This window comes from Achromobacter marplatensis (assembly GCF_049060505.1).
In the GTDB taxonomy this organism is placed as follows: domain Bacteria; phylum Pseudomonadota; class Gammaproteobacteria; order Burkholderiales; family Burkholderiaceae_B; genus Achromobacter; species Achromobacter marplatensis_A.
In genome coordinates, this window is the sequence record NZ_JBMGRB010000011.1 from 78,888 (window position 1) to 103,537 (window position 24,650).

Genomic DNA, 24,650 nt, shown 5'->3' on the forward strand with positions numbered 1-24,650 from the left:
GACGGCCTTTTACTTATTGGTCGGGGCGGTGGGATTCGAACTCACGACCCTCTGCTCCCAAAGCAGATGCGCTACCAGGCTGCGCTACGCCCCGAAGGGTGGCAACTATACCAGAATCCTGCCCTGCCCGGGAAACACCTCGCCTACGATGCCATCCGCCCTCCCCCTTCCGGCTAGCCCCTGGTTGACACCTATATAGTTCAAACCTAAATAATTACGGCTTCTGGCGCATGACCGATCCCGGTCAGCTCAATGCAAAACGGCGCGCCAGACAGGCGCGCCGTTTTGCATCAAGGAATGATCCGGTATGCGATCAGCCGAAACGGCCCGTGATGTAGTCCTCGGTTTCCTTGCGCGACGGCTTCACGAAGATCTGGTCGGTCTGGCCGAATTCCATCAGCTCGCCCAGGTACATGTAGGCGGTGTAATCCGAGCAGCGGGCCGCCTGCTGCATGTTGTGCGTGACGATTACGACCGTGTAGTCGTTCTTCAGTTCGGCGATCAGTTCTTCGATCTTGGCGGTGGAAATCGGATCCAGCGCCGAGCACGGCTCGTCCAGCAGCAGCACTTCGGGCTTGATGGCCACGCCGCGCGCGATGCACAGGCGCTGTTGCTGGCCGCCCGACAAGCTGTTGCCGCTTTGGTGCAGCTTGTCTTTCACTTCGTTCCACAGCGCGGCCTTGCTCAGCGCCCACTCCACGCGTTCGTCCATCTCGCCCTTGGACAGGCGTTCAAACAGGCGCACGCCGAAGGCGATGTTGTCGTAGATGCTCATCGGGAACGGCGTGGGCTTCTGGAACACCATGCCGATCTTGGCGCGAATCAGCGAAATGTCGGTCTTGGTGGTCAGCAGGTTTTCGCCGTCCAGCATGATTTCGCCTTCGGCGCGCTGGCCCGGGTACAGCTCGAACATGCGGTTGAACGTGCGCAGAAGCGTCGACTTGCCGCAGCCCGACGGGCCGATGAAGGCCGTGACCTTCTTCTCCTGGATCGACATGTTCACATTGCGGATCGCATGGAACTTGCCGTAATAGAAGTTCAGGTTCTTGACCTCGATCTTGTTCTTGACGGCGGTAGCGGTGTTTTCCATTTCTTTTCCCTTGGCTCCGGCGCGCCATGCGCGCCGGCACAGCGATCTTTACTTGCGGAACATGTTGCGGGCAATGATGTTGATGCCCAGCACCAGCAGCGTAATCAGCGTGGCCCCGGCCCAGGCCAGGTCGTTCCAGTCCTTGAAGGGGCTGGCGGCGTATTGGTAGATCACGACCGGCAGGTTGGCCATCGGCGCATTCATGTTGAACGACATGAACTGGTTGGACAGCGCGGTAAACAGCAGCGGCGCGGTCTCGCCCGAGATCCGGGCAATCGCCAACAGCACGCCGGTGATGATGCCGGTCTTGGCGGCGCGATAGCACACCAGCGTGATCATGCGCCACTTGGGGCAACCCAGCGCCGCCGCCGCTTCGCGCAGGCTGTTGGGCACCAGCAGCAGCATGTTGTCGGTCGTGCGCACTACCACGGGAATCACCAGGATCGACAGCGCAAGCGCGCCGGCCCAGCCCGAGTAGTGCCCCACCTGCGCCACATACACGGCGTAGATGAACAGGCCGATGATGATCGACGGCGCCGACAGCAGCACGTCGTTCAGGAAGCGTGTCGCGGGCGCCAGCCAGCCGCGCTGGCCGTATTCGGCCAGGTAGGTGCCGGCCAGGATGCCCACTGGCGTGCCGATCAGCGTGCCCACGCCCGCCATCACCACGCTGCCGAAGATCGCGTTGATCAGGCCGCCGGTCTGCCCGGGCGGCGGGGTGATCTCGGTGAACAGGGTGTACGACAGCGCAGGCGCGCCCTTTATCAGCAGCGTCAGAATGATCCAGAACAGCCAGAAGAGGCCGAACCCCAGCGTTCCGAGGGACACCGCAAGCATGATGCGGTTGACCACGCGGCGCCGGCGGTAGATGCCATTCTGCATATTGAGTACGGATACAGCCATGATCTTTTCCTTGTGCTCGCGGCGGGTCAGGTTTTCTTGCCTTCGCCGGCGGACAGGCGAACCAGCAGGACCTTGGCCAGGGCCAGCACGATCGTCGTGATCAGGAACAGGATCAGGCCCAGTTCCAGCAACGCCGATTTCTGGATGCCGCCCGCTTCATTGAATTCGTTGGCCAGGGCCGACGCGATCGAGTTGCCCGGAGAGAACAGCGAGCCGGACCACTTGAAGGCGTTGCCGATCACGAACGTCACGGCCATCGTCTCGCCCAGCGCGCGTCCCAGGCCCAGCATGATGCCGCCGATGACGCCCGACTTGGTGAAGGGCAGCACTACACGCCACATCACTTCCCAGGTCGTGCTGCCCAGGCCGTAGGCCGATTCCTTCAGCATCGCCGGCACCAGTTCGAACACGTCGCGCATCACCGCGGCGATGAACGGGATGATCATGATGGACAGGATCAGGCCGGCCGTGAAGATGCCGATACCGAACGGCGGACCCGCGAAGATGCCGCCGATGATGGGCACGCTGCCCAGGGTGGCGATCAGGAACGGCTGCACGTACTGCTGGAACACCGGCACGAAAACGAACAGGCCCCACATCCCGTAGATGATCGACGGGATCGCGGCCAGCATTTCCACGGCAGTGCCCAACGGGCGGCGCAGCCAGGTCGGCGACAGTTCGGTCAGGAAGATGGCGATGCCGAACGACACCGGCACCGCGATGATCAGCGCGATGGCCGAAGTCAGCAGCGTGCCGATGATCGGCACCACGGCGCCATAGTTCTGGTTGACGGGGTCCCAATCGTTCAGCCACAGGAACGACAGGCCGTACTTGGCCAGCGATTCACGGCTGCCGTAAATCAGGGATACGAGAATCGCCGCCAGCAGAATGAACACCAGGAAGGCGAACAGGCGGGTCAGATTCTTGAAAAGCGCATCCATCAGCGCATTTTTATTTTGCTTCATAGGCGAAGGCGTGCCGGTAGTCACGGAGTCCGCCACGCTGGGCGAAAGCGGCACACTATTATCCATTACCGCGCTCATGGATGGACTTTCCTTAGGTAACCTGGGGGAACAACGGGAGGTCTTGCGGCAGACCGCCCCTTATCTTCTGCTGGCAGAAAACCAGGGGCGGCTGCTTGATGGGTTACGCGCGCTGAGATGTCTGCGTTCTTGCCAGGCTCCCTGCGCGCTTCACCCATCCTACTTCCAGACGGCCTTGCCGTCGGCGGCCTTCACTTCGCCCCAAGCAGCGCGGATTTCCTTGGTGACGGCTTCCGGCAGCGGCACGTAGTCCATTGCTTCAGCGGACTTGGCGCCGTTCTTGAACGCCCAGTCGAAGAATTCCAGCACGGCCTTGCCCTGAGCCGGCTTGTCTTGCGACTTGTGGATCAGGATGAAGGTGGCGGCGGTGACGGGCCACGAATCGTCGCCCGGCTCGTCGGTCAGGACAACGCCCATGCCCGGCGCGCTCTTCCAGTCGGCGTTGGCGGCGGCGGCAGCGAATGCCTTCTGCTCCGGCTGGACGAACTTGCCAGCCTTGTTTTGCAGCTGCGTCCAGGCCAGCTTGTTCTGCTTGGCGTAGGCGTATTCCACGTAGCCAATCGAGTTCTTCAGCTGGCCGACGTAGGCGGCGACGCCTTCGTTGCCCTTGCCGCCCTGGCCGGTGGGCCACTTGACGGCCTTGCCTTCACCGACTTGCGACTTCCAGTCAGCCGACACCTTGGACAGGTAGTTGGTCCAGCCGAAGGTGGTGCCCGAGCCGTCCGAACGGTGCACGACGATGATGTCGGCCGAAGGCAGCTTGACGTCGGGGTTCAACGCCTTGATGGCGCTGTCGTCCCACTTCTTGATCTTGCCCAGGAAGATGTCAGCCAGCACGGGGCCCGACAGCTTCAGCTTGCCCGGCGCAACGCCGTCGACGTTCACAACCGCCACGGTGCCGCCGATCACGGCCGGGAATTGCAGCAGGCCGTTCTTTTCCAGGTCAGCTGCCTTCATGGGATCGTCCGAGGCGCCGAAATCGACGGTCTTGGCGATGATCTGCTGCTGGCCGCCGCCGGAACCGATCGACTGGTAGTTGACCGCGTTGTTGGTGGCAGCCTTGTAGTCGGATGCCCACTTGGCGTAGATCGGGTATGGGAACGAGGCGCCGGCGCCGGTAACATCGGCGGCCTGAACGGCAAACACGGCGGCGCTCAGCGCGACGCCCAGGGAAACTTGCTTGAAGACACGTTTGAACATCAGGGTTCCTTCTGTGCTCGTTGGAGGAGTCTGATCAGGCTTTTTCGGTGCCTGTCTTTCAGCGACCCTCGCATCTTAGAAGCCCAACGTGACAGGATAGTGACAGTCACATACGCTTCATACGACACCGTTTTCACCCCGAAAAACGCCGCGGCCGCCCTGAAAACCGGGGCGGCCGCGATATTCAGGGACAAATCCCCGTGTGACAGTCCTAGGCGCTACACGCCCAGTTTCTGCATCAGGTACAGGTGCAGGTTGAAGGGCTCTCGACGGCTCTTGACCCGGGCGTAATCGCCATCAGGCTGCTGCTGCCATGCCAATTGGTTATCACGAAGCGCGTAAGTGAACGCCTCGTCGATGACGCGCTTCTTCAAGGTCTTGTCGTAGATCGGGAAGGCGATTTCCACACGGCGGAAGAAATTGCGGTCCATCCAGTCCGCCGAAGACAGGTAAACCGTTTCCTCGCCGTCCGCGTAGAAATAGAACACCCGTGAATGCTCCAGGAAGCGGCCCACGATGGAACGCACCCGGATGTTCTCGGACAGCCCCGGCACGCCGGCACGCAACGCGCACACGCCGCGCACGATCAGGTCGATCTTCACGCCGGCCTGGCTGGCCTTATAGAGTTCTTCGATGATCTGCTCTTCCAGCAGCGAATTCATCTTGGCCATGATGCGGGCGCGCTTGCCCGCCTTGGCCGCCCGGGCCTCGGCGCGGATCAACGCCACCATGCCGTCATGCATGGTGAAGGGCGACTGCATCAACGCCTTGAGCGAGCGGCGTGCCCCCAGCCCGGTCAATTGCGCGAACACCTTGTCCATGTCCTCGCAAAGCTTCGGGTCCGCCGTCAGCAGCCCGAAGTCGGTGTAGAGCCTGGCCGTGCGGGGATGGTAGTTGCCCGTGCCCAAGTGGGCGTAGCGGCGCAGGCGGCCGTTCTCGCGGCGCAGCACGACGGCCATCTTGGCATGCGTCTTGTGCGCGACGACGCCATACACCACATGCGCCCCTACCTCTTCCAGTTTGGACGCCCAGTTGATGTTGGTCTGCTCGTCAAAGCGCGCCATCAGTTCCACCACCACCGTCACTTCCTTGCCGGCACGTGCGGCCGCCAGCAGGATCTTCATCAGCTCGGAATCCTCGCCGGTACGGTAGATGGTCTGCTTGATGGCCATCACGTCGGGGTCCAGCGCGGCAGCCGTCAGGAAATCGATGACGGGCTGAAACGACTGGTACGGGTGGTGCAGCAGTCGGTCCTGCTCGGCCACGGCCTCGAACAGCTCGGACGGCTTGTCGCCCACGCGGTCAAACGGCGCCGGCACCGGGGCACGGTAATCCGGAAACAGCAGGTCAGGCCGCAGGTCCGAATTGCACAGCTGCATCAGGCGCGACAGATTCACCGGCCCTGGTACGCGGTAGGTGTCCTGGGCGGTCAGCGAAAACTCGCGTTGCAGGAACGTTTCCAGCTCAACGGGCGTCAGCTTGTCGATTTCCAGGCGCACGGCGGCGCCGAAGTTGCGTTGCGACAACTCGCCCTGCAGCGCATGGCGCAGATTGGTGACTTCTTCCTCGTCCACGAACAGGTCGCTATTACGCGTGACCCGCCACTGGTAGCAGCCCAGCATTTCCAGCCCCGGGAACAGCTCGCCCACGAAGGCGCGCAGCAAGGACGTCAGCAGGATGAACCCTTCGGGGTGGCCAGACAGCTCGGGCGGCATCTTGATCAGGCGCGGCAGTGCGCGCGGCGCCTGCACCACGGCGATCGACGCCTGACGGCCAAAGGCGTCAGCCCCCGCCAGCGATACGATGAAATTCAGGCTTTTGTTGTAGACCCGCGGAAACGGGTGCGCCGGGTCAAGGCCGATCGGGGTCAGCAGCGGCATCACGTCGCGGTTGAACACGTCACGCGCCCACTGCTGCTGCTCGGCGTTCCATTCGGACGCGTGATGCAGCGTGATGCCTTCGGCCTGCATGGCCGGCAGGATCTCGTCGTTCAGCAGGTTGTACTGGCGCGCCACCAGGGCGTGGACGGCTTGCTGGACGTTTTCGAACGCCTGGTCAGGCGTCATGCCGTCCGGGCCGACCAGATTAGGCGACTGGCGCTGCTGCTCTTTCAGGCTGGAGATCCGGATTTCGAAGAACTCGTCCAGATTGGAACTGACGATACACACGTAGCGCAGCCGTTCCAGCAAAGGCGTCTTCGGATTTTCCGCCATCGCCAGCACACGGTCGTTGAATTTGAGCAGCGACAACTCACGATTCATGAGCAAGGGCTCGCCAGGCGGGCGTGTGGGCATACCGGATTCCATACGTAGAGGGAGCGTGGAGTTTTACTGCAAATAAGTGACGGTTCTATGACACTGCGGCAAATCCGTAGCGTACGCCAAATTCGGGACGTATAGCGCACACCCCATTTCTTCCAAGCCCATGTTCCATAAGCGAAAACCCGTAGCTCAGGGCACTGTCACATGGGGTCTCTATAATCAGGCCACCTCAAAGCCTATATTACGAGCCGCATGGATCAACTTCTGGCCGCGGTGGACCTCGGGTCCAACAGCTTCCGCCTCTCCATCGGACGCATCGTTCAACAGGACGGTACGCCCCAGATCTATCAGATTGATCGTCTCAAGGAAACCGTCCGGCTTGCCGCCGGCCTGGACGCCGACAAACGCCTCGGCGACGACGCCATCGAGCGCGCCATCGCCGTGCTGGAGCGTTTTGGCGACCGCCTGCGCAGCTTTCACCCTAATCGCGTTCGCGCGGTCGCCACCAATACGTTCCGGGTTGCCCGCAACACGCGGGACTTCCTGCCGCGCGCCGAAGCCGCCTTGGGCTTTCCCATCGAAGTCATCGCCGGCCGCGAAGAGGCCCGCCTGATCTTCTCGGGCGTGGTCCACACCCTGCCCCCGTCGCCCAACAAGCGGCTGGTCATCGACATCGGCGGCGGCTCCACCGAAGTCATTATCGGCAAAGGCCACGAGCCCGGGCTGATGTCGTCGCTGTACATGGGTTGCGTCAGCTACAGCCGCCAATTCTTCTCGGACGGCGTGGTGGATGCCCACCAGATGAAGCAGGCCGAACTGGCCGCCCGGCGCGAAATCGAAGTCATCGCCAAGCAGTACCGCAAGATGGGCTGGAAAGAGGCCTATGGCTCTTCCGGCACCGCCAAGGCGCTGTTCGCGATCCTGACGGAAAGCCGCTTTTCCGATCGCGGCATCACCCGCGCCGGCCTGGCCAAGCTGAAAGACCGCATCGTGCGGTCCGGCCGGGTCATCCCGTCCGAACTGCCCGGCATCAAGATCGAACGGTCCGACGTGCTGCCCGGCGGACTAGCCATCATGAGCGCGCTGTTCGATGAACTCGGCATCGAGGTCATGCACACCGGCGACGGCGCGCTGCGCCTGGGCGTGTTGTACGACCTCCTGGGACGCGACGACGAACACGACAAGCGCGATGAATCGGTGCGCCAGTTCATGAAGCGCTACCACGTCGACCTGAACCAGGCCCGTCGCGTGCGCCACGCCGCGCTGACGCTGTTCGACGCCATGTTCCCTGAAGGCCCGGAACGCGCCGAGCTACGCCCGGCCCTGGGCTGGGCGGCCGACCTGCACGAAGTGGGCCTGTCCATCGCGCACAACGCGTATCACAAGCACACCGCATACGTGCTGGAAAACGCCGACATGCCGGGCTTCTCGCGCGCCGACCAGCAGCTGCTGGCGTTGCTGGCGCTAGGCCACCAGGGCAAGCTGACCAAGCTGGAACCGCTGATCCGCACGCGTCCCCAATGGAAGGCCATCCTTAGCCTGCGCCTGGCCGTCCTGCTATTCCGCCGCCGCGGCGAGATCGAACCGCTGCCGCTGACCGCGTCTGTGCGCGACAACTCCATCGTGGTGCGCGTCAACCGCGAATGGCTGGCCCAGCATCCGTTAAGCGACTTCACGCTGCGCGCGGAAGAAGCGGAATGGAACAAGGTCGGTTTTTCGTTCGAAGTGCTGGAATTCTGATCCCGACGCGCTGAACCGGCGCACACAAGAAAACGGGCGATGGCCGCAAAGCCATCGCCCGTTTTTTATTTAGAACGGCGACAAATCCGTCTCGCGGTGAAGCCGCTTGAGCTCCATGCGCAAGGGCCGCGTGGCCCGCCGTATCAGTCTGATCTTCATACGGCGGATCAGGCGGCGCATGATGATCAGCGCTGGCCGTTGAGGACGGCGGGTTGGTCCAGACCGAAGTGGCGGCGGTAGCGCTCGTCCATGCGCTCCATTTTCAGCAGCACCGGAAAGTCCGCCGCATTGAAATCCGGGTCCCAGGCGGGTTCGCCGCACACTTTGGCGCCCAGCTTCAGGTAGCCCTTGATCAGCGGCGGCACGCGGGCGGGCAATGTGCTGTTCAGCTTTTCCACCGGATACCGGTGCAGCGGCACCACGCGCGGCTCGTTCTCAAGCGGCAGGTGCTGCGAGATCGTGCGCCAGACTTCCGCCGCAGTGACGCCGTCGTCGCGCAGGCTGACACTTGCGCAGCCCAGCACGTATTCGTAACCGCCGCGCCGCAGGTATTCGGCCAGCCCGGACCACAGCAGCATGATGACGGCGCCGTTACGGTAGTCGGCGTGCGTACACGAACGGCCGACTTCGACCAGGTTGTCGCGGATCGCGCCCAGGCCGGATAGATCGAATTCGGATTGCGAGTAGTACCCGCCCGCCTCCCGCGCCTTTTCGGGCGTCAGGATCCGGTACGTGCCAACGATCCGGCCCGTGTCCATTTCGCGGACCATCAAGTGTTCGCAGAAGGGATCGAAACGATCATGTTCGATACCGTCTTGGGCGTCCGGAAACACGACCCCCATATCTTCAGTGAAGACCTCGTAGCGCAGACGCTGAATCTGCTCGATTTCTTCGGCCGTGCGCGCCAGTCCGACCGCCAGCACCTTCGAGGCGACGCCCGTGAACGGTTCGGCGGGATTACGGCTTGGGTTGATGCGTGCTAGTTCCAGCATTGCGCGAAGCTCCTAGAGAGTCCAGCCAGTGTGGACGCCCTGTATGTCAAAGACTTGACCAATATGTTACGTGACTATGAAGTTTAGTTCGGCGGAGATCAGTCAACTTTAGGCAAAACTCGACAAAACTTTACAATTGAGCGCAGGCCACGAATGAACAAAAGCCACCCCCGCTGACGGTGGGTGGCTTTTGTTCAGATCGGCTTGCCGCGCCTACTGCAGGCTGGCGGCAAGCTCCTCGGCGCAGGCGACGGCAAGCGATTCGTCCTCGGCTTCGACCATCAACCGAAGCTTAGGCTCAGTGCCGGACGCGCGGATCAGGATGCGGCCGCGGCCGCTCAGTTCGGCTTCGACCGCCTTGCGCGCGGCGGTCAGGCCAGCATGGGTTTTCCAGTCTTGGCCAGGCGCCAACGGCACATTGATCATCTTCTGCGGATACATGCGCAGATCGCCCACCCACTCTGCCATCGACGCGTTGTTGCGGCGCAGCGCGGTCAATACTTGCAGGGCGGCGATGATGCCGTCGCCGGTGGAATGGCAGTCCAGGCACAGCAGGTGGCCGGAGCTTTCGCCGCCGTACAGCCAGCCGCGCGATTGCATCTGTTCCAGCACGTAGCGGTCGCCCACGTTGGCGCGCTCAAAGCCCACGCCCAGGCGTTCCATTTCACGCTCGAAGCCGAAGTTGGTCATCAGCGTGCCGACCACGCCGTCCACCTTGTCGCGCTGCATGCGCTCGCGCACGATGGCGTAGAGCAGTTCGTCGCCGTTGTAGATACGGCCTTCGCCGTCCACCACTTGCAGGCGGTCGGCATCGCCGTCCAGCGCGATGCCCAAGTGTGCGCCGCGGGCCTTCACTTCCTTGGCCAGCATTTCGGGGTGCAAGGCGCCCACGCCCTTGTTGATGTTGAAGCCGTCCGGATGCACGCCGATGGCATGCACTTCGGCGCCCAACTCCCGGAACACGTGGGGGGCGATGTTGTAAGCGGCGCCGTGGGCGGCGTCCACCACGATCGTCATGCCGTTCAGGTCAAGGTCATTGGGGAAGGTGCTCTTGCAGAATTCGATGTACCGACCCTGCGCATCGCCCATGCGGCGCGCGCGACCCAGCCCTTCGGACGCGACGCAGCCCAACGGCTCGTCCAGCGCGGCTTCGATATCCGCCTCGATGTCGTCAGCCAGCTTCATGCCTTGGGCCGAGAAGAACTTGATGCCGTTGTCTTGGTAGGGATTGTGCGATGCGCTGATGACGATGCCCGCCACCAGACGCAACGCGCGGGTCAGATAGGCCACGGCGGGCGTCGGAATCGGGCCTGCCAGCAGCACATCGATGCCTGCGGCGGACAAGCCGGCTTCCAGGGCGGATTCCAGCATGTAGCCCGAAATCCGGGTGTCCTTGCCGATCACGACCTGCGGGCGGCTGCCGCCGCGTACCGCGTGCTCGCGTGCCAGCACACGGCCAGCCGCGTAGCCCAGGCGCAGGGCGAATTCGGCGTTGATCACCGGACCGCCGACTTCTCCACGCACTCCATCCGTACCAAAATACTTGCGTCGAATCATGAACTGATTGCTCCTTGTTCGGCCGCGTGCCATACCTTAAGGGCATCCACGGTGGCGGCAACATCGTGCACGCGCACGATAGATGCCCCCCGGGATACACAGGCAAGGGCAGCGGCAATGCTGCCGGACAGCCTGTCGCCGACAGGCCGGCCAGTGGCCTGGCCGATCATGTTCTTGCGCGACAGGCCGATCAGCAATGGATAACCCGTGCTGCGCAGGCTGGACAGCCGGCGCAATAACTGAAAATTCTGATCTGCCGTTTTACCAAACCCGAAACCGGGGTCCAGCACGATACGGCGCGGATCGACCCACGCCGCGCGCAGCTTCTGCGCCCGCGCGCCCAGGAACAGGCCGATCTCTCCGATTAAATCGGTGTATTCCGGCGGGCTGGCCTGCATCGTGCGGGGCTCGCCCTTCATGTGCATCACGCATAACCCGCAACGCGATTGCGACACGGCCTCGATGGCGCCGGGCTGCCTGAATCCATAGATGTCGTTGATCATGTCGGCGCCCGCATCCAGCGTGGCGCGCATGACTTCCGGTTTGAACGTATCGACGGACAAGGGCACGCCGCAGTCGCGCAGCGCTTCGATGACCGGCAACAACCGGTCCAATTCGTCCGCCACCGACACCGGGTCCGCGCCGGGGCGCGTGGACTCGCCGCCCAGGTCCAGAATCTGGGCGCCCTCTTCGATGAGTTGGCGCGCATGCGCCACCGCGGAATCCGTATCGTCGTGCTGGCCGCCGTCGGAAAAGGAATCCGGCGTGACATTGACGATACCCATGACAAGCGGGCGCTCGAGATCAAACTCGAAGCGCCCGCAAAGGAAGTTATTTGCCATAACTCAGGACAAAAAACCTCAGACAGCTGCCGCCGTGCTACCCCCAGCCGCCAGGCCGGTGGGCGGCGTGTCAGCCGAATCCGATGGGCCTTGCGGCGTCTTCGGCGGACGCGGCGGGCGGCCTTCGATGATGTCGTTGATCTGGTCTGCGTCGATGGTTTCCCATTCCAGCAGCGCCGCCGTCATCACTTCGACCTTGTCGCGGTTTTCTTCCAGGATCTTGCGCGCCACACCGTATTGCTCGTCGATGATGCGGCGGATCTCGGTGTCCACCTTTTGCATGGTGGCTTCGGACATGTGCGTCGTCTTGGTGACGCTGCGGCCCAGGAACACTTCGCCTTCATTCTCGGCGTAGACCATGGGGCCCAATTCGTCGGTCATGCCGTAGCGCGTGACGATATCGCGGGCGATGGCGGTGGCGCGTTCGAAGTCGTTCGAAGCGCCCGTCGTCATCTGGTCCATGAAGAGCTCTTCGGCGATGCGGCCGCCGAACAGCACGGCGATGGTGGACAGCAAGCGGCCCTTGTCCATGCTGTAGCGGTCGGTTTCAGGCAACTGCATCGTCACGCCCAGCGCACGGCCACGCGGGATGATGGTGACCTTGTGGACCGGATCGGTCTTGGGCAGCAGGCGCGCAACGATCGCATGGCCGGACTCGTGGTACGCGGTGTTCTTGCGTTCCTCTTCGGGCATGACGATGGAGCGGCGCTCGGCGCCCATGATGATCTTGTCCTTGGCCTTTTCGAAGTCGGACATATCCACCGTGCGGCCATTGCGGCGCGCGGCGAACAGAGCAGCTTCGTTGACCAGGTTGGCCAGGTCGGCGCCCGAAAAGCCGGGGCAGCCGCGCGCCAGGATGGTCGCGTCGACGTTAGGCGACAGCGGAACCTTGCGCATGTGGACCTTCAGGATCTGCTCGCGGCCACGGATATCGGGCAGCGGCACAACCACTTGGCGGTCGAAACGGCCGGGACGCAGCAGCGCCGGGTCCAGCACGTCGGGGCGGTTGGTCGCAGCGATCACGATAACGCCCTGGCCGGATTCGAAACCGTCCATTTCCACCAGCATCTGGTTCAGCGTCTGCTCGCGTTCGTCGTTACCGCCACCCAGGCCAGCGCCGCGTTGACGGCCCACGGCATCGATTTCGTCGATGAAGATGATGCAAGGCGCGTGCTTCTTCGCGTTTTCGAACATGTCGCGGACACGGGCCGCGCCCACGCCGACGAACATTTCAACGAAGTCCGAACCCGAGATGCTGAAGAACGGCACCTTGGCTTCGCCAGCGATGGCCTTGGCCAGCAGCGTCTTGCCGGTACCGGGCGAACCCACCATCAGCACGCCGCGCGGGATACGGCCGCCCAGCTTTTGGAACTTGCTGGGGTCGCGCAGGAAGTCGACCAGTTCCTGGACGTCTTCCTTGGCTTCGTCGCAACCGGCGACGTCCGCGAACGTGATCTGGTTGGTGTTTTCGTCAAGCATGCGGGCGCGCGATTTGCCGAAGCTGAACGCACCGCCCCTGCCGCCACCCTGCATCTGCCGCATGAAGAACACCCACACGCCGATCAACAGCAGCATGGGGAACCACGACACGAAGATGCTCATCAGCAGCGATTGCTCTTCGCGCGGCTTGCCCGAGACTTGCACGCCGTACTTCAGCAAATCGGAGACCATCCAGAGGTCGCCCGGCGAAGTCAACGTGTAGGCGCGGCCCGCGTCCGGGGTGACGTACAGCACGTCGCCCTGAACGTCGACCTTGCGGATACGTCCCGCCTTGGCGTCGTCCATGAACTGCGTGTAAGTCACGCCGTCCTGGGTCTGAGCGCGTCCGTCGAACTGTTTGAAGACGGTAAATAGCACAAGGGCTATCACCATCCAGACAGCGACTTTCGAAAATGAATTATTCAAGGTCGATCTCCTGCTTTCGATTCCGACCGGCGACCGCGCACCCGCATATGGCACAGTCACAAGTATGTCAATAGCCCATTCTACCCTGTTGGACCCGATTGCGTCCTGGGATCCCTGGGGCCCGTGTATTTACGTCTGATTCGTGATTTTTTAGGTCGTTGTCTCGCCAAGCAGGTAGCGTTTTTTTTTGGGGGGTTCCGAAGCCATGGACTCCGGCCCGGGGTTACTTCAGATCGCGGGCAACCAGAAAGGTTTCAGAGGACTTTGCCCTTGATGCCTTCGGCTTGCGCTCGACCACCCGCTTGAAGTGCTGCTTGAAGCTTTGCACGATCTGCGAAAAACCGCTGCCGTGGAAAGCCTTGACGATCAGCACGCCGTCGGGCTTGAGGTGAGCGCGGGAAAATTCCATCGCCAAGTCGCACACATGCTGGATGCGCGCGGCGTCGGCAATCCCCACGCCTGACAAGTTGGGGGCCATGTCTGAAATAACAAGGTCCACGGCATGAGATCCGACCATGTCTTCCAATTGTTTCAGAACTTCATCTTCGCGGAAGTCGCCCTGGATGAACTCCACGCCCGCGATGGGCTCCATGGGAAGCATATCCAGCGCGATAATCCGTCCGTCCACGATGCCGCCCGGCCCCGTCAGGCGCTCTCGCACCACTTGGGACCAACTGCCGGGCGACGAACCCAGATCGACGACCAGGTCTCCCCGGCGGAGCAACTTTTCGTTGTCCAGAAGCTCGATCAGCTTGAAAGCGCCCCGGGCCCGATAGCCCTTCTGTTGCGCCAGCTTCACATAGGGATCGTTGATGTGCTGGTGAATCCAGTCTTTAGAGAATTTATTCTTGGCCATTACCGTACAATTCCACGCATGCCTATATTAGAACTTACCTCTCGTGAGCGCAGCGACCTTCGGTCCGCCGCCCACCCCCTGCGCCCCGTCGTCCTGATTGGCGACAATGGCCTGACCGAAGCCGTGCTCAAGGAAATCGACCTGGCACTGTCTTCGCACGGCCTGATCAAGGTACGCGCCGGTGGCGACGACCGCGAGGCCCGCGACACCATGTTGTCGACGATTTGCGACACTCTGTCTTGCGCCCCGGTGCATCACCTGGGCAAGACCCTGATTCTTTTCCGCCCGCTGGCCGGCAACGTCAAGCCCGCCGCACTGGCCGCCAGGGAGCCCGAAGCCCCGGCCAAGCGCCGCGCCTCCGAGCCGTACACGCCCAAGAAGCTAGCCGCCGAAGGCAAGACGCTTGGCAAGCGTCCGCGCCGCAGCGAGTCCGAAGAGCCCAAGCCGGCCAAAACCCGCTTCGTGCCGCAGGACCAGCTGAATAAGAACGGCAAGCCCATGCGCCCCACCAAACGCGCCACCGACAGCAGCCACGGCATTCCTCGACGCGCCGGCAGTGCGCTCAGCCTCCGGGCCGGGGCACGCAGCGGCACCAGCCGCAAGACGTCGAAAAGGTAAGGCCGGGCACAAAAACGGGCGCTTTACGCGCCCGGTCCACCATAGCGATCCGCGAATGTACCGCGGAATCCAGACGAACGCAGCGTTCGGTCTATGGTGTTTTGACAGCTAACTGCTTGGGTTGATGCGTTAGATGTAACGCACACCCAGAACTTCATACTCGCGAACGCCAGCCGGGGCCTTGACCTCGACCACATCGCCTTCGCTCTTGCCGATCAGCGCGCGCGCCACCGGGCTGGACACGGAAATCAGGTTCGACTTGATGTCGGCTTCAACGTCGCCGACGATTTGGTACGTCACGCGGTCGCCCGAATCCAGGTCCTCGATGTCGACGGTGGCGCCAAACACGGCGCGGCCTTCGGCTTCCAGGGAAGACGGGTCGATCAAATGGGCATTGGAAAGCGTACCTTCGAGTTCGGCAATCCGGCCCTCGATGAAACCTTGGCGCTCGCGAGCGGCATCGTATTCGGCATTTTCCGACAGATCACCCTGCGCACGCGCTTCGGCGATCGCGTTAATCACGGCAGGACGTTCCACGGTTTTCAGCCGCTGGAGCTCTTCTTGCAAGCGCTCGGCCCCGCGCACGGTCAAAGGAATGGCAGACATGTCGTTTCCCAAACAAAAGTAGAAAAACGCCCCGACGGAGCGTTCTCGGTGAAGGTCGTTACCCGAGCGCGCGCATGCGGCTTGATGCCTTTTGGGCAAAACCTGCGGCGCGGACGACCAAAACAAAACCCCGGCTCGGGTCGGAACCGGGGCAATCAAGGTCATATTGTGGTCAAAGTCCACGGGAATTGCAAGCCACGGCCGAAAACGCGCTTTTCGGCGCATTTCAACGCTGTAACCCGCTAAAACAGGCGGTTTCTCTAAAGATTACTTTGCTCATCAAGCAACGGCGCCTGACGCGCACGCCAGGCCGTTGCGTAAAAGATACTTGCTGGTAGTTTTTTGTATTCCCTAGGGTCGTAGCCGCCATGGCCTTTCCGCGCGGGGCGCCGCCCCGCCGGGATCAGGCCGCCGCAGGCTTCTTGCGGCGAAGCAAGGCGTACAGGATGATGGCGCCGAAGGTGGCGGTGCCAATGCCGCCCAGCATGAAGTCGCCCAGCTTGATGGTGAAGTCGCCCGCGCCAAGCACCAGCGTGACCGCCGCCACGATCAGGTTGCGGTTGTCGCTGAAATCCACTTGGTTAACGACCCAGATGCGTGCGCCGGCGATGGCGATCAGGCCGAACACCACGACCGACATCCCGCCCAGGACCGGCCCCGGAATGGTCTGGATCAACGCGCCGAACTTGGGCGAAAAGCCCAGCACAACGGCGATCAGCGCCGCCACCACGAACACCAGCGTGGAATAGATGCGGGTAACGGCCATCACGCCGATGTTTTCGGCGTAGGTCGTGACGCCGGTGCCGCCCACGGCGCCCGACACCATGGTGGCTACGCCGTCGCCGACGAACGCGCGCCCCAGATAGCGATCCAGATCCTGGCCCGTCATGGCGCTGACCGCCTTCACGTGGCCCAGGTTTTCGGCTACCAGGATGATGGCGACCGGCACGATCAAGCCCATCGCCTCGACCTTGAAGACCGGCGCGGCGAAACGCGGCAGGCCTATCCAGGCGGCAGCCGCGACGCCGGAGAAGTCGATAGGCTTGCCCATGCCCATGCCATTGGCCAGCACCGCGTACACCACGCAGGCCAGGATCAGTCCGACCAGGATCAGCAAGCGCTGGACCATGCCCTTCGTATAGACGGCGATGCCGCCCACGCAGACGATCGTCACCAGCGCCATGAAGGCGTCGAACCCGGATGCGCCCATGGCGCCCTTGGCGGCGATGGGCGCCAGATTCAAGCCGATCACGGCCACGACGGCGCCTGTCACGACCGGCGGCATCAGCGCGTCGATCCAATTGGCGCCGCCCCCGGCGCGCGCATTGGCGATCCACACGATGACGCCGATCAGCGTATAGGCCAGGCCGCAGGCGATGATGGCGCCCAGCGCGACGCCGATGTTGGCATTGGCGCCGCCTCCGGCGTAGCCGGTGACCGCGATCACGCCGCCAATGAAGGCGAAGCTGGAGCCCAGATAGCTGGGCACCCGGCCGCCGACGAACAGGAAGAAGATCAGGGTGCCGATGCCGGACATCAGGATGGCGACATTGGGGTCGAAACCCATCAACAGCGGCGCAAGCACGGTGGAACCGAACATGGCCACCACGTGCTGCGCGCCCATGGCGATGTTCTTGGGCCACGACAGCCGTTCATCGGGCGCGATGATGACGCCCGGCTCGGCGTCGTCCGCCAGGCGCCAGCGCGGAAAGTAGGAATTGGACATGGGTTTCCCAAAATAGGTGTTGGGTGTGAGCGGGCGCCAGTGTAAAGGGGGCCGTTAAGGAGCGGCAACGTTTAAGTTTGCCGCCAGAATGCCGTATTAGTGGAAACCCCGAAATCCAACTTGGCAGCAGGAGCAAGCATGGCGACCACTCCCATCAACGGCATCTCCCGGAACAACTCGCTGGCCGACCTGTGGGCCGAGCGGATCCAGGCCAACAAGGAAGCCAAGTCCGCCCCCGACGGCGAAGCCACCACGGTCAGCGCCGACGGCAAGATCCGCGTCAATGGGGCTCTGGGCCTGAAGGTCGCCAGCGCCAGCGCCAGTGAAGAAACGGACAACGACGACGAATACACCCGCCAGATCAAGGAACTGCAAAGGCAGTTGAAGCGCGTCATGGACCAGATCGCCAAGGTCAGGGCCAGCGGGATGTCCGACGAAATGAAGGCGCAACAGCTCCTGGCGCTGAACGGCCAGGCGGTGCAGATTCAAGGGCAGATCGCCCAAGTGATGGCGCAGCAGGCCCGCGCCGCGAAAAGCAGCGGCATCTCCACGACCGCATAGCGTGGCACGCGGGCGCCGGCATCCAGGCGCCCGCACTGATGGCGCGCATCAAAATTTCTGATTGGACGCGTAGCAGGGCAAACATTACTGTCTCCGAACAAATCTAAAACCACGGAGACAAACCATGCATGCAATGCGCACAGCCCTTGCAGGGGCGCTGCTGGCCGCTTGCGCGGCACCGGCCCTGGCGGGCACCGTCACGGTGATCACGTCGTTCCCCAAAGACCTGACCCAGGCTTACAAGAACGCCTTCGAAAAGGCCAATCCGGGCATCACGCTGGAAATCCTGAACAAGAACACCGTGTCGGGCATCGCCTATGTGCGCGAAACGCCCGCGGGCCAGCGTCCCGAGGTGTTCTGGGCCAGCGCGCCCGACGCGTTCGAAGTGCTGGGCCGCGATAAGCTGCTGGCCAAGTCGTCCGACGTTGCGAACAAGGATGTGCCGGACAAGATCGGCAACTACCCCATCAACGACCCGGGCGGCATGTACCTGGGGCAGGCGCTGGCGGGCTACGGCATTGTCTACAACACGCGCTATATCGCGGCGCACAAGATCCCTGCGCCGGTGGAATGGAAGGATCTGCTGTCGCCGAAGTGGTTCGGCCACGTCGGCATCACGTCGCCGTCGCGCTCGGGCACGATGCACCTGACGGTCGAGACCATCCTGCAGGGCGAAGGCTGGGACGAAGGCTGGAGCACGTTGCTGCGCATGTCCGGCAACAGCAGCGCCGTCACCGAGCGCTCGTTCGGCGTGCCGGACGGGGTAAACAACGGTCAGTTCGGCGCCGGCCCGGTCATCGATTTCTTCGGCCTGTCCAGCAAGTATTCCAAGTTCCCGGTGGAATTCGTCTACCCCTCCGAAACCGCCATCGTGCCGGCCAACATCGCGTTGATCGCGGGCGCGAAGAACACCGAGGAAGGCAAGAAGTTCATCGCCTTCACGCTCAGCCAGGCGGGTCAGGAATTGCTGCTTGAACCCAAGATTTCGCGGCTGCCCGTGCTGCCGTATTCGGCATTGGCCGGCAAGATCCCGGCGGGCTATCCCGATCCGGCGGACATCGCAAAGCGCAGCAAGGTGCAGTTCAACGCCGACCTCTCGCAGACGCGCTACTACGTCGTGCAATCGCTGTACGACCAGACGGTCACGTTCCGGCTGAAGGAACTGCAAGCCGCCACCAAGGCCATCTACGACGCCGAGGCCAAGCTGGGCGACAAGGCCAAGAGCGGCCGCGCCGCCGAACTGCTGGCCCAAGCGCGCAAATTGACCTGGGCCCCGCTGGTGGACGGCAAGCAAGCCGCAGACCCCGCCTTCCTGGCGATCTTCGCCGGCAACAAAAAGGACGCCGCCGTGAACCAGCAGATCACCCAGCTGGAAGGCGAATGGAACGGCAAGTCCAAGGCCAACTACGAAGAAGCGGTCAAGCTGGCTAAACAGGCCGCGGCGCTGTAACCCGCACCACGCGCGCGAGGCGGACGGGACCGTTCCCGTCCGCCTCGCCGCGATCCCTGGCAACAATTTCGGGAATCTCGATGAATTCTTCGGGCCACTCACGCCTGCCCGCCGGCCCCGTCTTGACGGCGCTGCTGGTATTCGGCTTTTTGCTGCTTTTCCTGGCCGTGCCCGTGGGCACGGTGTTCTACAGTGCCTTCGTGAACGCTGACGGCAGCCTCACGATGGGCCACTTCGGCGCGTTCTTCAACCAGCCGCTGATGAAGGAAGCGTTTTTCAACAGCCTGTACGTGGCGGGCTGGTCGGCGCTGCTGGCGTCCTTGATCGCCGTGCCGCTGGCGTACTTCACGGTGCGCTTCGAGTTCCGCGGCGCACTGATCATCCAGACGCTGGGCGTGCTGCCGTTGATCATGCCGCCCTTCGTGGGCGCGGTCGCGATGCAGCTCATCTTCGGCCGGTCGGGCAGCGTCAACCTGCTGCTGAACGACTGGTTCGGATTCACCATCCCGTTCATGGAAGGCTTGAACGGCGTCATTTTCGTAGAAGCGCTGCATTACTTTCCGTTCATCTTGATGAACCTGGTGGTGGCGCTGCGCAACATCGACGGCGCCATGGAAGAAGCGGCCTTCAACCTGGGCTCGCGCGGGTTCCGGCTGTTCCGCCGCGTGATATTTCCGCTGGCGCTGCCGGGTTATGTGGCAGGCACATCGCTGGTGTTCGTGAAGGTGTTCGACGACCTGGGCACGCCGCTGGTGCTGGGCACGACCAACATGCTGGCCCCGCAAGCCTATCTGCGCATCACGCAGGTCGGGCTGGAAGACCCGCTAGGCTACGTGATCAGCGTGATCATGATCGCGTTCTCGATTCTGGCGCTGTGGCTGTCGGCGCGCGTCCTCAAGGGGCGCGATTACTCCACGCTGCAAAAGGGCGGCAACAGCATCCAGAAGCGCAAGCTGAGTCCGATGGAAAGCATGCTGGCCTACGGATGGATCATCCTGGTGCTGCTGCTGGTGCTGTCGCCGCACATGGGCGTGCTGCTGTTGTCGCTGGCCAGCGTCTGGAGCTTTGCGCCACTGCCCGACGGCTACACGCTGGCCCATTACTCGGCGGTGTTCTCCGAGTCGCAGGGCATGATCGCGAACACGTTGCTCTATTGCGGCCTGGCCGCGGGCGTGGACGTGATCCTTGGCACCGCCATTGCGTACCTGATGCTGCGCACCCGCCTGCCAGCGCGCCAGTGGCTGGATTTCATGGCCTCCGCGGCGCTGGCGATTCCCGGCATCGTGCTGGCCATCGGCTTCCTGCGCACGTTCCGCGGCATCGAGCTGCCCGGCACCGGCACCTTGCTGACCTCGTCGTGGATCATCATCATGATCGCGTATTCAGTCCGGCGGCTGCCCTACGCGCTGCGTTCCTGCGTCGCGTCGCTGCAGCAGATCAACGTCTCGCTGGAGGAAGCCGCGCAATCGCTGGGCGCCACCCGCATGAGCACGATACGGCGCGTGGTGGTGCCATTGATGGCTGGCGGCATGCTGGCGGGCTTCGTGACCAGCTTCGTGACCGCGGCGGTGGAGCTGTCGGCCACCATCATGCTTGTCACCAAAGACAGCCAGGCGCCCATGAGCTACGGCATCTATCTGTATATGCAAAGCGCGGCCGGGCGAGGCCCGGGCGCCGCGCTGGGCGTGCTGGCGGTGGCCGCGGTGGCCATCGGCACGTATGTATCGCACTTGCTGGTGGAGCGCGCGCAGTCGCGCCAGCGTCCGGCACGCAATGAAGGGGAATCCGCATGAAGAAAGTCAGCGTCGAATGCCGCAACATCCGCCTGTCTTACGGCAAGACGGAAGTGCTGAAGGATGTGAACATCCATATCGAACCCGGCGAATTCTTCGCCTTGCTGGGGCCGTCGGGGTCGGGCAAGTCCACGCTGCTGCGGTTGATCGCCGGCTTCAACCGTCACAGCGCGGGACAGCTGCTGGTGGACGGCAAGGACATCACCGGCACGCCGCCTTGGGACCGCAACATCGGCATGGTGTTCCAGAACTACGCGCTATGGCCGCACATGACGGTGTGGGACAACGTGGCTTTCGGTCTGGTGGAGCGCAAGCTGCCGAAGGCGGAAATTCGAGCCAAGGTGGAGGCGGCGCTGGACCTCGTCGGCCTGTCGCAGTACGGCAAGCGCCGTCCCAACCAGTTGTCGGGCGGTCAACAGCAGCGCGTGGCGCTGGCCCGCACCATCGTCATCGAACCGCAGGTGCTGCTGCTGGATGAACCGTTGTCCAACCTGGATAAGAAGTTGCGCGTGCAGATGCGCCAGGACTTGCTGAGCCTGCAGCGCCGGCTGGGCATCACCACTATCTTCGTCACGCACGACCAGGAAGAAGCCATGACCACCGCCGACCGGATGGCGGTGCTGGACCACGGCGTGGTGCAGCAGATCGGCGCGCCCAGCACGCTGTTCGACTATCCGGTAAACCGTTTCGTGGCCAATTTCGTGGGCACGATGAACGTGCTGGAAGGCGACGTGCGCGAACGCACCAGCGGCAGCGTGGTGTTGGCGGTGGAGGGCATCGGCGACCTGCATTTGCCGCTGACCGCCGAAGCGCCGGCGGCATCGCGGCTGGCCGCCAGCTTCCGGCCCCACACGGTGCAGATCGAAATGGCCGACGGCCTGGGCGACGCGCGCTACGTCTGGCTGCCGGGCATTGTCGAAAGCAGCGAGTTCCTGGGCGAGTTCACGCGCTACCAGGTGTTGATTGGCGAACAGCGCCTGACGGCCGACCAATCGCATCTGGCGGGGTTGTCCCCCTTCCCGGCCGGCGCGCCGGTGTCGATCGGATTGGAACCTACGCAGGTCCGGCTGCTCGCGGCCTAAACTTGCGCTCATGGAAATCTATCAGATCCGCGCTTTCGTCACGGTCGCCCGGCTGGGCAACCTGACGAAGGCGGCCGAAGCGCTATCGCTGACCCAGCCCGCCGTCACCGCGCAAATCAAGGCGCTGGAGCAGAGCCTGGGCGTGGCGCTGTTCGACCGCAGTGGCGGGCGGCTGGCGCTGGCCAAGGCAGGCGAAGTGCTGTTGCCCACGGCGGAATCACTGCTGGTGCTGGGCGCGCAACTCAAGTCGGAAGCGCAGCAGCTGCAAGGCAGCTTGCACGGCGTGGTCGAATTGGGCGTGCCTAGCGAAAAACCGGATTTCCTGCGTCTGGGCGAATTGGCCTCGGCCGTGAACCAGCGGCTGCCGCTGGTGGAACTGAAAACGCAGACCCTGCCCGCCGCCACGCTGGCCGAACAGGTCAGCACCGGCCGCCTGCCGGCCGCGCTGACCATTGCCGCCAATCCGCCGCGTGGCGTGCTGTGGTTGCCGCTGCGCAGCGTGCGCTACCGCATCGCCATGCCGAAAGAGCATGCCGCGGTGCTTAAGCGCGGCGGCTGGCGGGAGGTGGCGCAACTACCCTGGCTGGACGGCCCGTCGGGCTGCCATACCCACCTGCTGCTTCGCGACATGTTTGAACGCCACGGCTTGTCGCCGCGCATCGTCATGCAGCACGATGACCAGGCCAACCTGGATGCGCTGGTGCGCGCGGGCGCCGGCTGCGCGCTGCTGCGCGAGGAAACGGCGCTGGCGGGCGCCGCTTCCAACGATTTCATCGTCTGGGGGCAGGCCCGCGTGGACGCCATGCTAGGCTTCATCCTGCCCTATGAGCGCGCTAGCGAGCCCGCCCTGGTCGCGTTAAGCTCGATCATTCAAACCATCTGGAAGCCGCGCGCGGCCATCGCGCCGGCCCAGCTTTAAGCCTGACTCCCCACATCACGACCTCAATGACTGAAATCTGGTTCATCCGCCATGGCGAAACCGACTGGAACCGCCAGCGCCGCCTGCAAGGCTGGAAAGACATCCCCCTGAATGAATTCGGCGTCAACCAGGCTGGTTTGCTGGCGGCGCGCCTGCGCGAAGAAGCCCGCCACACGCCGATCCACGCCATCTACAGCAGCGACCTGCAACGCGCCCATGCCACCGCCGTGCCCGTCTCCGAACAGCTGGGGCTGCGCGTGCGCGTGGAACCCGGTATTCGAGAGCGCGGCTTCGGCGTGCTGGAAGGCCTGGACCACGAGCACATCGACGTGCAGGCGCCCGAGGCCGCTGCCGCCTGGAAAAGCCGCGACCCCTTGCGCCCCCTGGATGGCGGCGAAACGCTGGGCCAGTTCCAATCGCGCGTGATCTCCACGGTGGACGACATCGCCAGCCGCCACGAAGGCGAACGCATCCTGCTGTTCACGCACGGCGGCGTGCTGGACATCATCTGGCGCCATGCGTCGGGCGTGCCGCTGAACGCGCCGCGCGATGCGGCGCTGCTTAATGTCAGCATCAACCGCGTCGGCGTGCAGGGCCGCAAGTGGGAAGTGCTGAATTGGGGCGACGTGGGCCATGTGGCCGACGAAGTCGGCGACGACGTGGTGCCGTAGAAGGCCGCCACGGCCCGCGCGAAGCGGAACTTACCCCGCTTTGCGCGGCTTGCGCGGCGCGTCGCGCGCCAGCTTGTCATACACGGCGTTGGGCAACAGGCGCATCAGTTTGGCTACCACGCCCATCTGCCACGGAATCACCGTATACGACGTGCCGCGCCCGATCGCGGCATGCGCGCGGCGCGCAAACGCATCCGCCTCCATCAGGAAGGGCATCGAGTACGGATTCTTCGCCGTCATCGCGGTCTTGATGTAGCCGGGCGCGATCGTCACGACCCGAATGCCGTCCGCCGCCAATTCCAGCCGCAAGCTTTCGCAGTACGTCACCACGGCGGATTTGGACGCGCTATAGGCACCCGCGCCCGGCAGACCGCGCACGCCAGCCACGCTGGCGATACCCACCAACCGCCCCGAGCCTGCCGCGCGCATGGCGCCCACGAACGGCTCGAAGGTGGCGACGGTGGCCAGCAAGTTGGTGTCGACGATGGCCTTGAACACGTCATAGTCTTCACCGTGCTCGGTAAGCGTGCCCGCGCTGATACCGGCGCTGGCGATGACCACATCTACCCTGCCCTGGCAGAAAGCAATGAAATCGGATGCTGCCGCATGTAGGGCCGCGCGGTCGCGTACATCCACGGCATAGCAGCGGTGTTCGCCAGGCAGGGTGTCGACCAGCTCGCGCAATGCGTCTTCGCGCCGGCCCAGCAGGCCCAGCGTGGCGCCGGATGCGGCGTACTGCTGCGCCAGGGCGCGGCCCAGGCCGCTGCTGGCGCCCGTAATGAAGACTCGGTTCATGAATCGCCGTGAGCAGAGATGAAAAAGCAGGGATGAAAAA

General features: G+C 63.4%; 21 protein-coding genes and 1 tRNA gene. 8 read left to right on the forward strand and 14 right to left on the reverse strand.

The genetic code is table 11. The features are described from left to right. Positions 1-17 precede the first annotated feature (17 nt). The 6 genes from ACI0FO_RS24680 to ppk1 form a co-directional block, all read right to left on the reverse strand. Positions 18-94: transfer RNA gene (locus ACI0FO_RS24680), tRNA-Pro, on the reverse strand. A 219-nt stretch (positions 95-313) separates the two neighbouring features. Further along, complete coding sequence (gene pstB, locus ACI0FO_RS24685) at positions 314-1,090, reverse strand: phosphate ABC transporter ATP-binding protein PstB (RefSeq protein WP_416031083.1); 777 nt, start codon at positions 1,088-1,090, stop codon at positions 314-316. A gap of 48 nt (positions 1,091-1,138) precedes the next feature. Next, positions 1,139-1,993 (reverse strand): phosphate ABC transporter permease PstA, encoded by an 855-nt coding sequence (gene pstA, locus ACI0FO_RS24690; RefSeq protein ID WP_416031085.1) that lies wholly within the window; start codon positions 1,991-1,993, stop codon positions 1,139-1,141. 26 nt (positions 1,994-2,019) lie between these two features. Further along, positions 2,020-3,036, reverse strand: coding sequence for a phosphate ABC transporter permease subunit PstC (pstC, locus tag ACI0FO_RS24695; RefSeq protein WP_183015970.1), 1,017 nt, complete (start codon positions 3,034-3,036; stop codon positions 2,020-2,022). Between the two features lie 159 nt (positions 3,037-3,195). Then, positions 3,196-4,236 (reverse strand): phosphate ABC transporter substrate-binding protein PstS, encoded by a 1,041-nt coding sequence (gene pstS / locus ACI0FO_RS24700; RefSeq protein WP_416031087.1) that lies wholly within the window; start codon positions 4,234-4,236, stop codon positions 3,196-3,198. Positions 4,237-4,454: 218 nt separating this feature from the next. Beyond that, positions 4,455-6,530 carry a polyphosphate kinase 1 gene (gene ppk1 / locus ACI0FO_RS24705; protein ID WP_416031089.1) on the reverse strand — a complete coding sequence of 692 codons (2,076 nt, stop codon included), beginning with the start codon at positions 6,528-6,530 and terminating at the stop codon, positions 4,455-4,457. A 219-nt stretch (positions 6,531-6,749) separates the two neighbouring features. Here ppk1 and ppx point away from each other — a divergent pair, with 219 nt between their 5' ends. Then, entirely contained in the window at positions 6,750-8,237 is a 1,488-nt protein-coding gene (gene ppx, locus ACI0FO_RS24710; protein WP_416031091.1) for an exopolyphosphatase, read from the forward strand. A gap of 185 nt (positions 8,238-8,422) precedes the next feature. Here the strand turns inward: ppx and ACI0FO_RS24715 are convergent, their stop codons facing one another. The 5 genes from ACI0FO_RS24715 to ACI0FO_RS24735 form a co-directional block, all read right to left on the reverse strand. Next, on the reverse strand, positions 8,423-9,229 hold the full coding sequence (locus tag ACI0FO_RS24715; RefSeq protein WP_416031093.1) for a GNAT family N-acetyltransferase: 807 nt from the start codon (positions 9,227-9,229) through the stop codon (positions 8,423-8,425). A 213-nt stretch (positions 9,230-9,442) separates the two neighbouring features. Continuing rightward, positions 9,443-10,786 carry a phosphoglucosamine mutase gene (glmM, locus tag ACI0FO_RS24720; protein WP_416031095.1) on the reverse strand — a complete coding sequence of 448 codons (1,344 nt, stop codon included), beginning with the start codon at positions 10,784-10,786 and terminating at the stop codon, positions 9,443-9,445. Then, positions 10,783-11,628 (reverse strand): dihydropteroate synthase, encoded by an 846-nt coding sequence (folP, locus tag ACI0FO_RS24725; protein ID WP_416031097.1) that lies wholly within the window; start codon positions 11,626-11,628, stop codon positions 10,783-10,785. The genes glmM and folP overlap by 4 nt, the downstream gene beginning before the upstream one ends. An 18-nt stretch (positions 11,629-11,646) precedes the next feature. Then, positions 11,647-13,533 carry an ATP-dependent zinc metalloprotease FtsH gene (ftsH, locus tag ACI0FO_RS24730; protein WP_416031099.1) on the reverse strand — a complete coding sequence of 629 codons (1,887 nt, stop codon included), beginning with the start codon at positions 13,531-13,533 and terminating at the stop codon, positions 11,647-11,649. A 223-nt stretch (positions 13,534-13,756) separates the two neighbouring features. Next, entirely contained in the window at positions 13,757-14,389 is a 633-nt protein-coding gene (locus tag ACI0FO_RS24735; protein WP_006222881.1) for an RlmE family RNA methyltransferase, read from the reverse strand. 18 nt (positions 14,390-14,407) lie between these two features. Here ACI0FO_RS24735 and ACI0FO_RS24740 point away from each other — a divergent pair, with 18 nt between their 5' ends. Further along, positions 14,408-15,007: a YhbY family RNA-binding protein gene (locus ACI0FO_RS24740; protein ID WP_416031101.1), complete on the forward strand. Its 600-nt coding sequence runs from the start codon at positions 14,408-14,410 to the stop codon at positions 15,005-15,007. Positions 15,008-15,136: 129 nt separating this feature from the next. Here the strand turns inward: ACI0FO_RS24740 and greA are convergent, their stop codons facing one another. Beyond that, the gene (greA, locus tag ACI0FO_RS24745; protein WP_025139566.1) at positions 15,137-15,613 is read right to left on the reverse strand and encodes a transcription elongation factor GreA; all 477 of its coding nucleotides are present in this window, start codon (positions 15,611-15,613) and stop codon (positions 15,137-15,139) included. Between the two features lie 403 nt (positions 15,614-16,016). Continuing rightward, the gene (locus ACI0FO_RS24750) at positions 16,017-17,339 is read right to left on the reverse strand and encodes a solute carrier family 23 protein (RefSeq protein ID WP_416031104.1); all 1,323 of its coding nucleotides are present in this window, start codon (positions 17,337-17,339) and stop codon (positions 16,017-16,019) included. Between the two features lie 138 nt (positions 17,340-17,477). On the opposite strand from ACI0FO_RS24750, the gene ACI0FO_RS24755 reads away from it, so the two are divergent. The 6 genes from ACI0FO_RS24755 to ACI0FO_RS24780 all read left to right on the forward strand — a co-directional run bounded on the left by ACI0FO_RS24755 (position 17,478) and on the right by ACI0FO_RS24780 (position 23,815). Beyond that, positions 17,478-17,900 (forward strand): FlxA-like family protein, encoded by a 423-nt coding sequence (locus tag ACI0FO_RS24755; protein WP_416031106.1) that lies wholly within the window; start codon positions 17,478-17,480, stop codon positions 17,898-17,900. A gap of 124 nt (positions 17,901-18,024) precedes the next feature. Beyond that, a complete protein-coding gene (locus ACI0FO_RS24760) occupies positions 18,025-19,350 on the forward strand; it encodes an ABC transporter substrate-binding protein (protein ID WP_416031108.1) in 1,326 nt (441 codons plus the stop codon). An 80-nt stretch (positions 19,351-19,430) separates the two neighbouring features. Beyond that, positions 19,431-21,143, forward strand: a complete 1,713-nt coding sequence (locus ACI0FO_RS24765) for an ABC transporter permease (protein WP_416031110.1) — start codon at positions 19,431-19,433, stop codon at positions 21,141-21,143. Continuing rightward, positions 21,140-22,225: an ABC transporter ATP-binding protein gene (locus tag ACI0FO_RS24770; protein WP_416031112.1), complete on the forward strand. Its 1,086-nt coding sequence runs from the start codon at positions 21,140-21,142 to the stop codon at positions 22,223-22,225. The genes ACI0FO_RS24765 and ACI0FO_RS24770 overlap by 4 nt, the downstream gene beginning before the upstream one ends. Positions 22,226-22,235: 10 nt before the next feature. Beyond that, on the forward strand, positions 22,236-23,144 hold the full coding sequence (locus ACI0FO_RS24775) for a LysR family transcriptional regulator (RefSeq protein ID WP_416031114.1): 909 nt from the start codon (positions 22,236-22,238) through the stop codon (positions 23,142-23,144). A gap of 26 nt (positions 23,145-23,170) precedes the next feature. Beyond that, positions 23,171-23,815: a histidine phosphatase family protein gene (locus ACI0FO_RS24780; protein ID WP_416031116.1), complete on the forward strand. Its 645-nt coding sequence runs from the start codon at positions 23,171-23,173 to the stop codon at positions 23,813-23,815. 30 nt (positions 23,816-23,845) lie between these two features. Here ACI0FO_RS24780 and ACI0FO_RS24785 read toward each other — a convergent pair whose 3' ends face one another. After that, entirely contained in the window at positions 23,846-24,610 is a 765-nt protein-coding gene (locus ACI0FO_RS24785; RefSeq protein WP_416031118.1) for an SDR family oxidoreductase, read from the reverse strand. Positions 24,611-24,650 lie beyond the last annotated feature (40 nt).

Excerpts from the sequence above, each read along its gene's own strand:
- pstB (WP_416031083.1), bottom strand. The coding sequence starts at position 1,090 with ATGGAAAACACCGCTACCGCCGTCAAGAACAAGATCGAGGTCAAGAAC.
- pstA (WP_416031085.1), bottom strand. The coding sequence starts at position 1,993 with ATGGCTGTATCCGTACTCAATATGCAGAATGGCATCTACCGCCGGCGC.
- pstC (WP_183015970.1), bottom strand. The coding sequence starts at position 3,036 with ATGAGCGCGGTAATGGATAATAGTGTGCCGCTTTCGCCCAGCGTGGCG.
- pstS (WP_416031087.1), bottom strand. The coding sequence starts at position 4,236 with ATGTTCAAACGTGTCTTCAAGCAAGTTTCCCTGGGCGTCGCGCTGAGC.
- ppk1 (WP_416031089.1), bottom strand. The coding sequence starts at position 6,530 with ATGCCCACACGCCCGCCTGGCGAGCCCTTGCTCATGAATCGTGAGTTG.
- ppx (WP_416031091.1), top strand. The coding sequence starts at position 6,750 with ATGGATCAACTTCTGGCCGCGGTGGACCTCGGGTCCAACAGCTTCCGC.
- ACI0FO_RS24715 (WP_416031093.1), bottom strand. The coding sequence starts at position 9,229 with ATGCTGGAACTAGCACGCATCAACCCAAGCCGTAATCCCGCCGAACCG.
- glmM (WP_416031095.1), bottom strand. The coding sequence starts at position 10,786 with ATGATTCGACGCAAGTATTTTGGTACGGATGGAGTGCGTGGAGAAGTC.
- folP (WP_416031097.1), bottom strand. The coding sequence starts at position 11,628 with ATGGCAAATAACTTCCTTTGCGGGCGCTTCGAGTTTGATCTCGAGCGC.
- ACI0FO_RS24735 (WP_006222881.1), bottom strand. The coding sequence starts at position 14,389 with ATGGCCAAGAATAAATTCTCTAAAGACTGGATTCACCAGCACATCAAC.
- ACI0FO_RS24740 (WP_416031101.1), top strand. The coding sequence starts at position 14,408 with ATGCCTATATTAGAACTTACCTCTCGTGAGCGCAGCGACCTTCGGTCC.
- greA (WP_025139566.1), bottom strand. The coding sequence starts at position 15,613 with ATGTCTGCCATTCCTTTGACCGTGCGCGGGGCCGAGCGCTTGCAAGAA.
- ACI0FO_RS24750 (WP_416031104.1), bottom strand. The coding sequence starts at position 17,339 with ATGTCCAATTCCTACTTTCCGCGCTGGCGCCTGGCGGACGACGCCGAG.
- ACI0FO_RS24755 (WP_416031106.1), top strand. The coding sequence starts at position 17,478 with ATGGCGACCACTCCCATCAACGGCATCTCCCGGAACAACTCGCTGGCC.
- ACI0FO_RS24760 (WP_416031108.1), top strand. The coding sequence starts at position 18,025 with ATGCATGCAATGCGCACAGCCCTTGCAGGGGCGCTGCTGGCCGCTTGC.
- ACI0FO_RS24765 (WP_416031110.1), top strand. The coding sequence starts at position 19,431 with ATGAATTCTTCGGGCCACTCACGCCTGCCCGCCGGCCCCGTCTTGACG.
- ACI0FO_RS24770 (WP_416031112.1), top strand. The coding sequence starts at position 21,140 with ATGAAGAAAGTCAGCGTCGAATGCCGCAACATCCGCCTGTCTTACGGC.
- ACI0FO_RS24775 (WP_416031114.1), top strand. The coding sequence starts at position 22,236 with ATGGAAATCTATCAGATCCGCGCTTTCGTCACGGTCGCCCGGCTGGGC.
- ACI0FO_RS24780 (WP_416031116.1), top strand. The coding sequence starts at position 23,171 with ATGACTGAAATCTGGTTCATCCGCCATGGCGAAACCGACTGGAACCGC.
- ACI0FO_RS24785 (WP_416031118.1), bottom strand. The coding sequence starts at position 24,610 with ATGAACCGAGTCTTCATTACGGGCGCCAGCAGCGGCCTGGGCCGCGCC.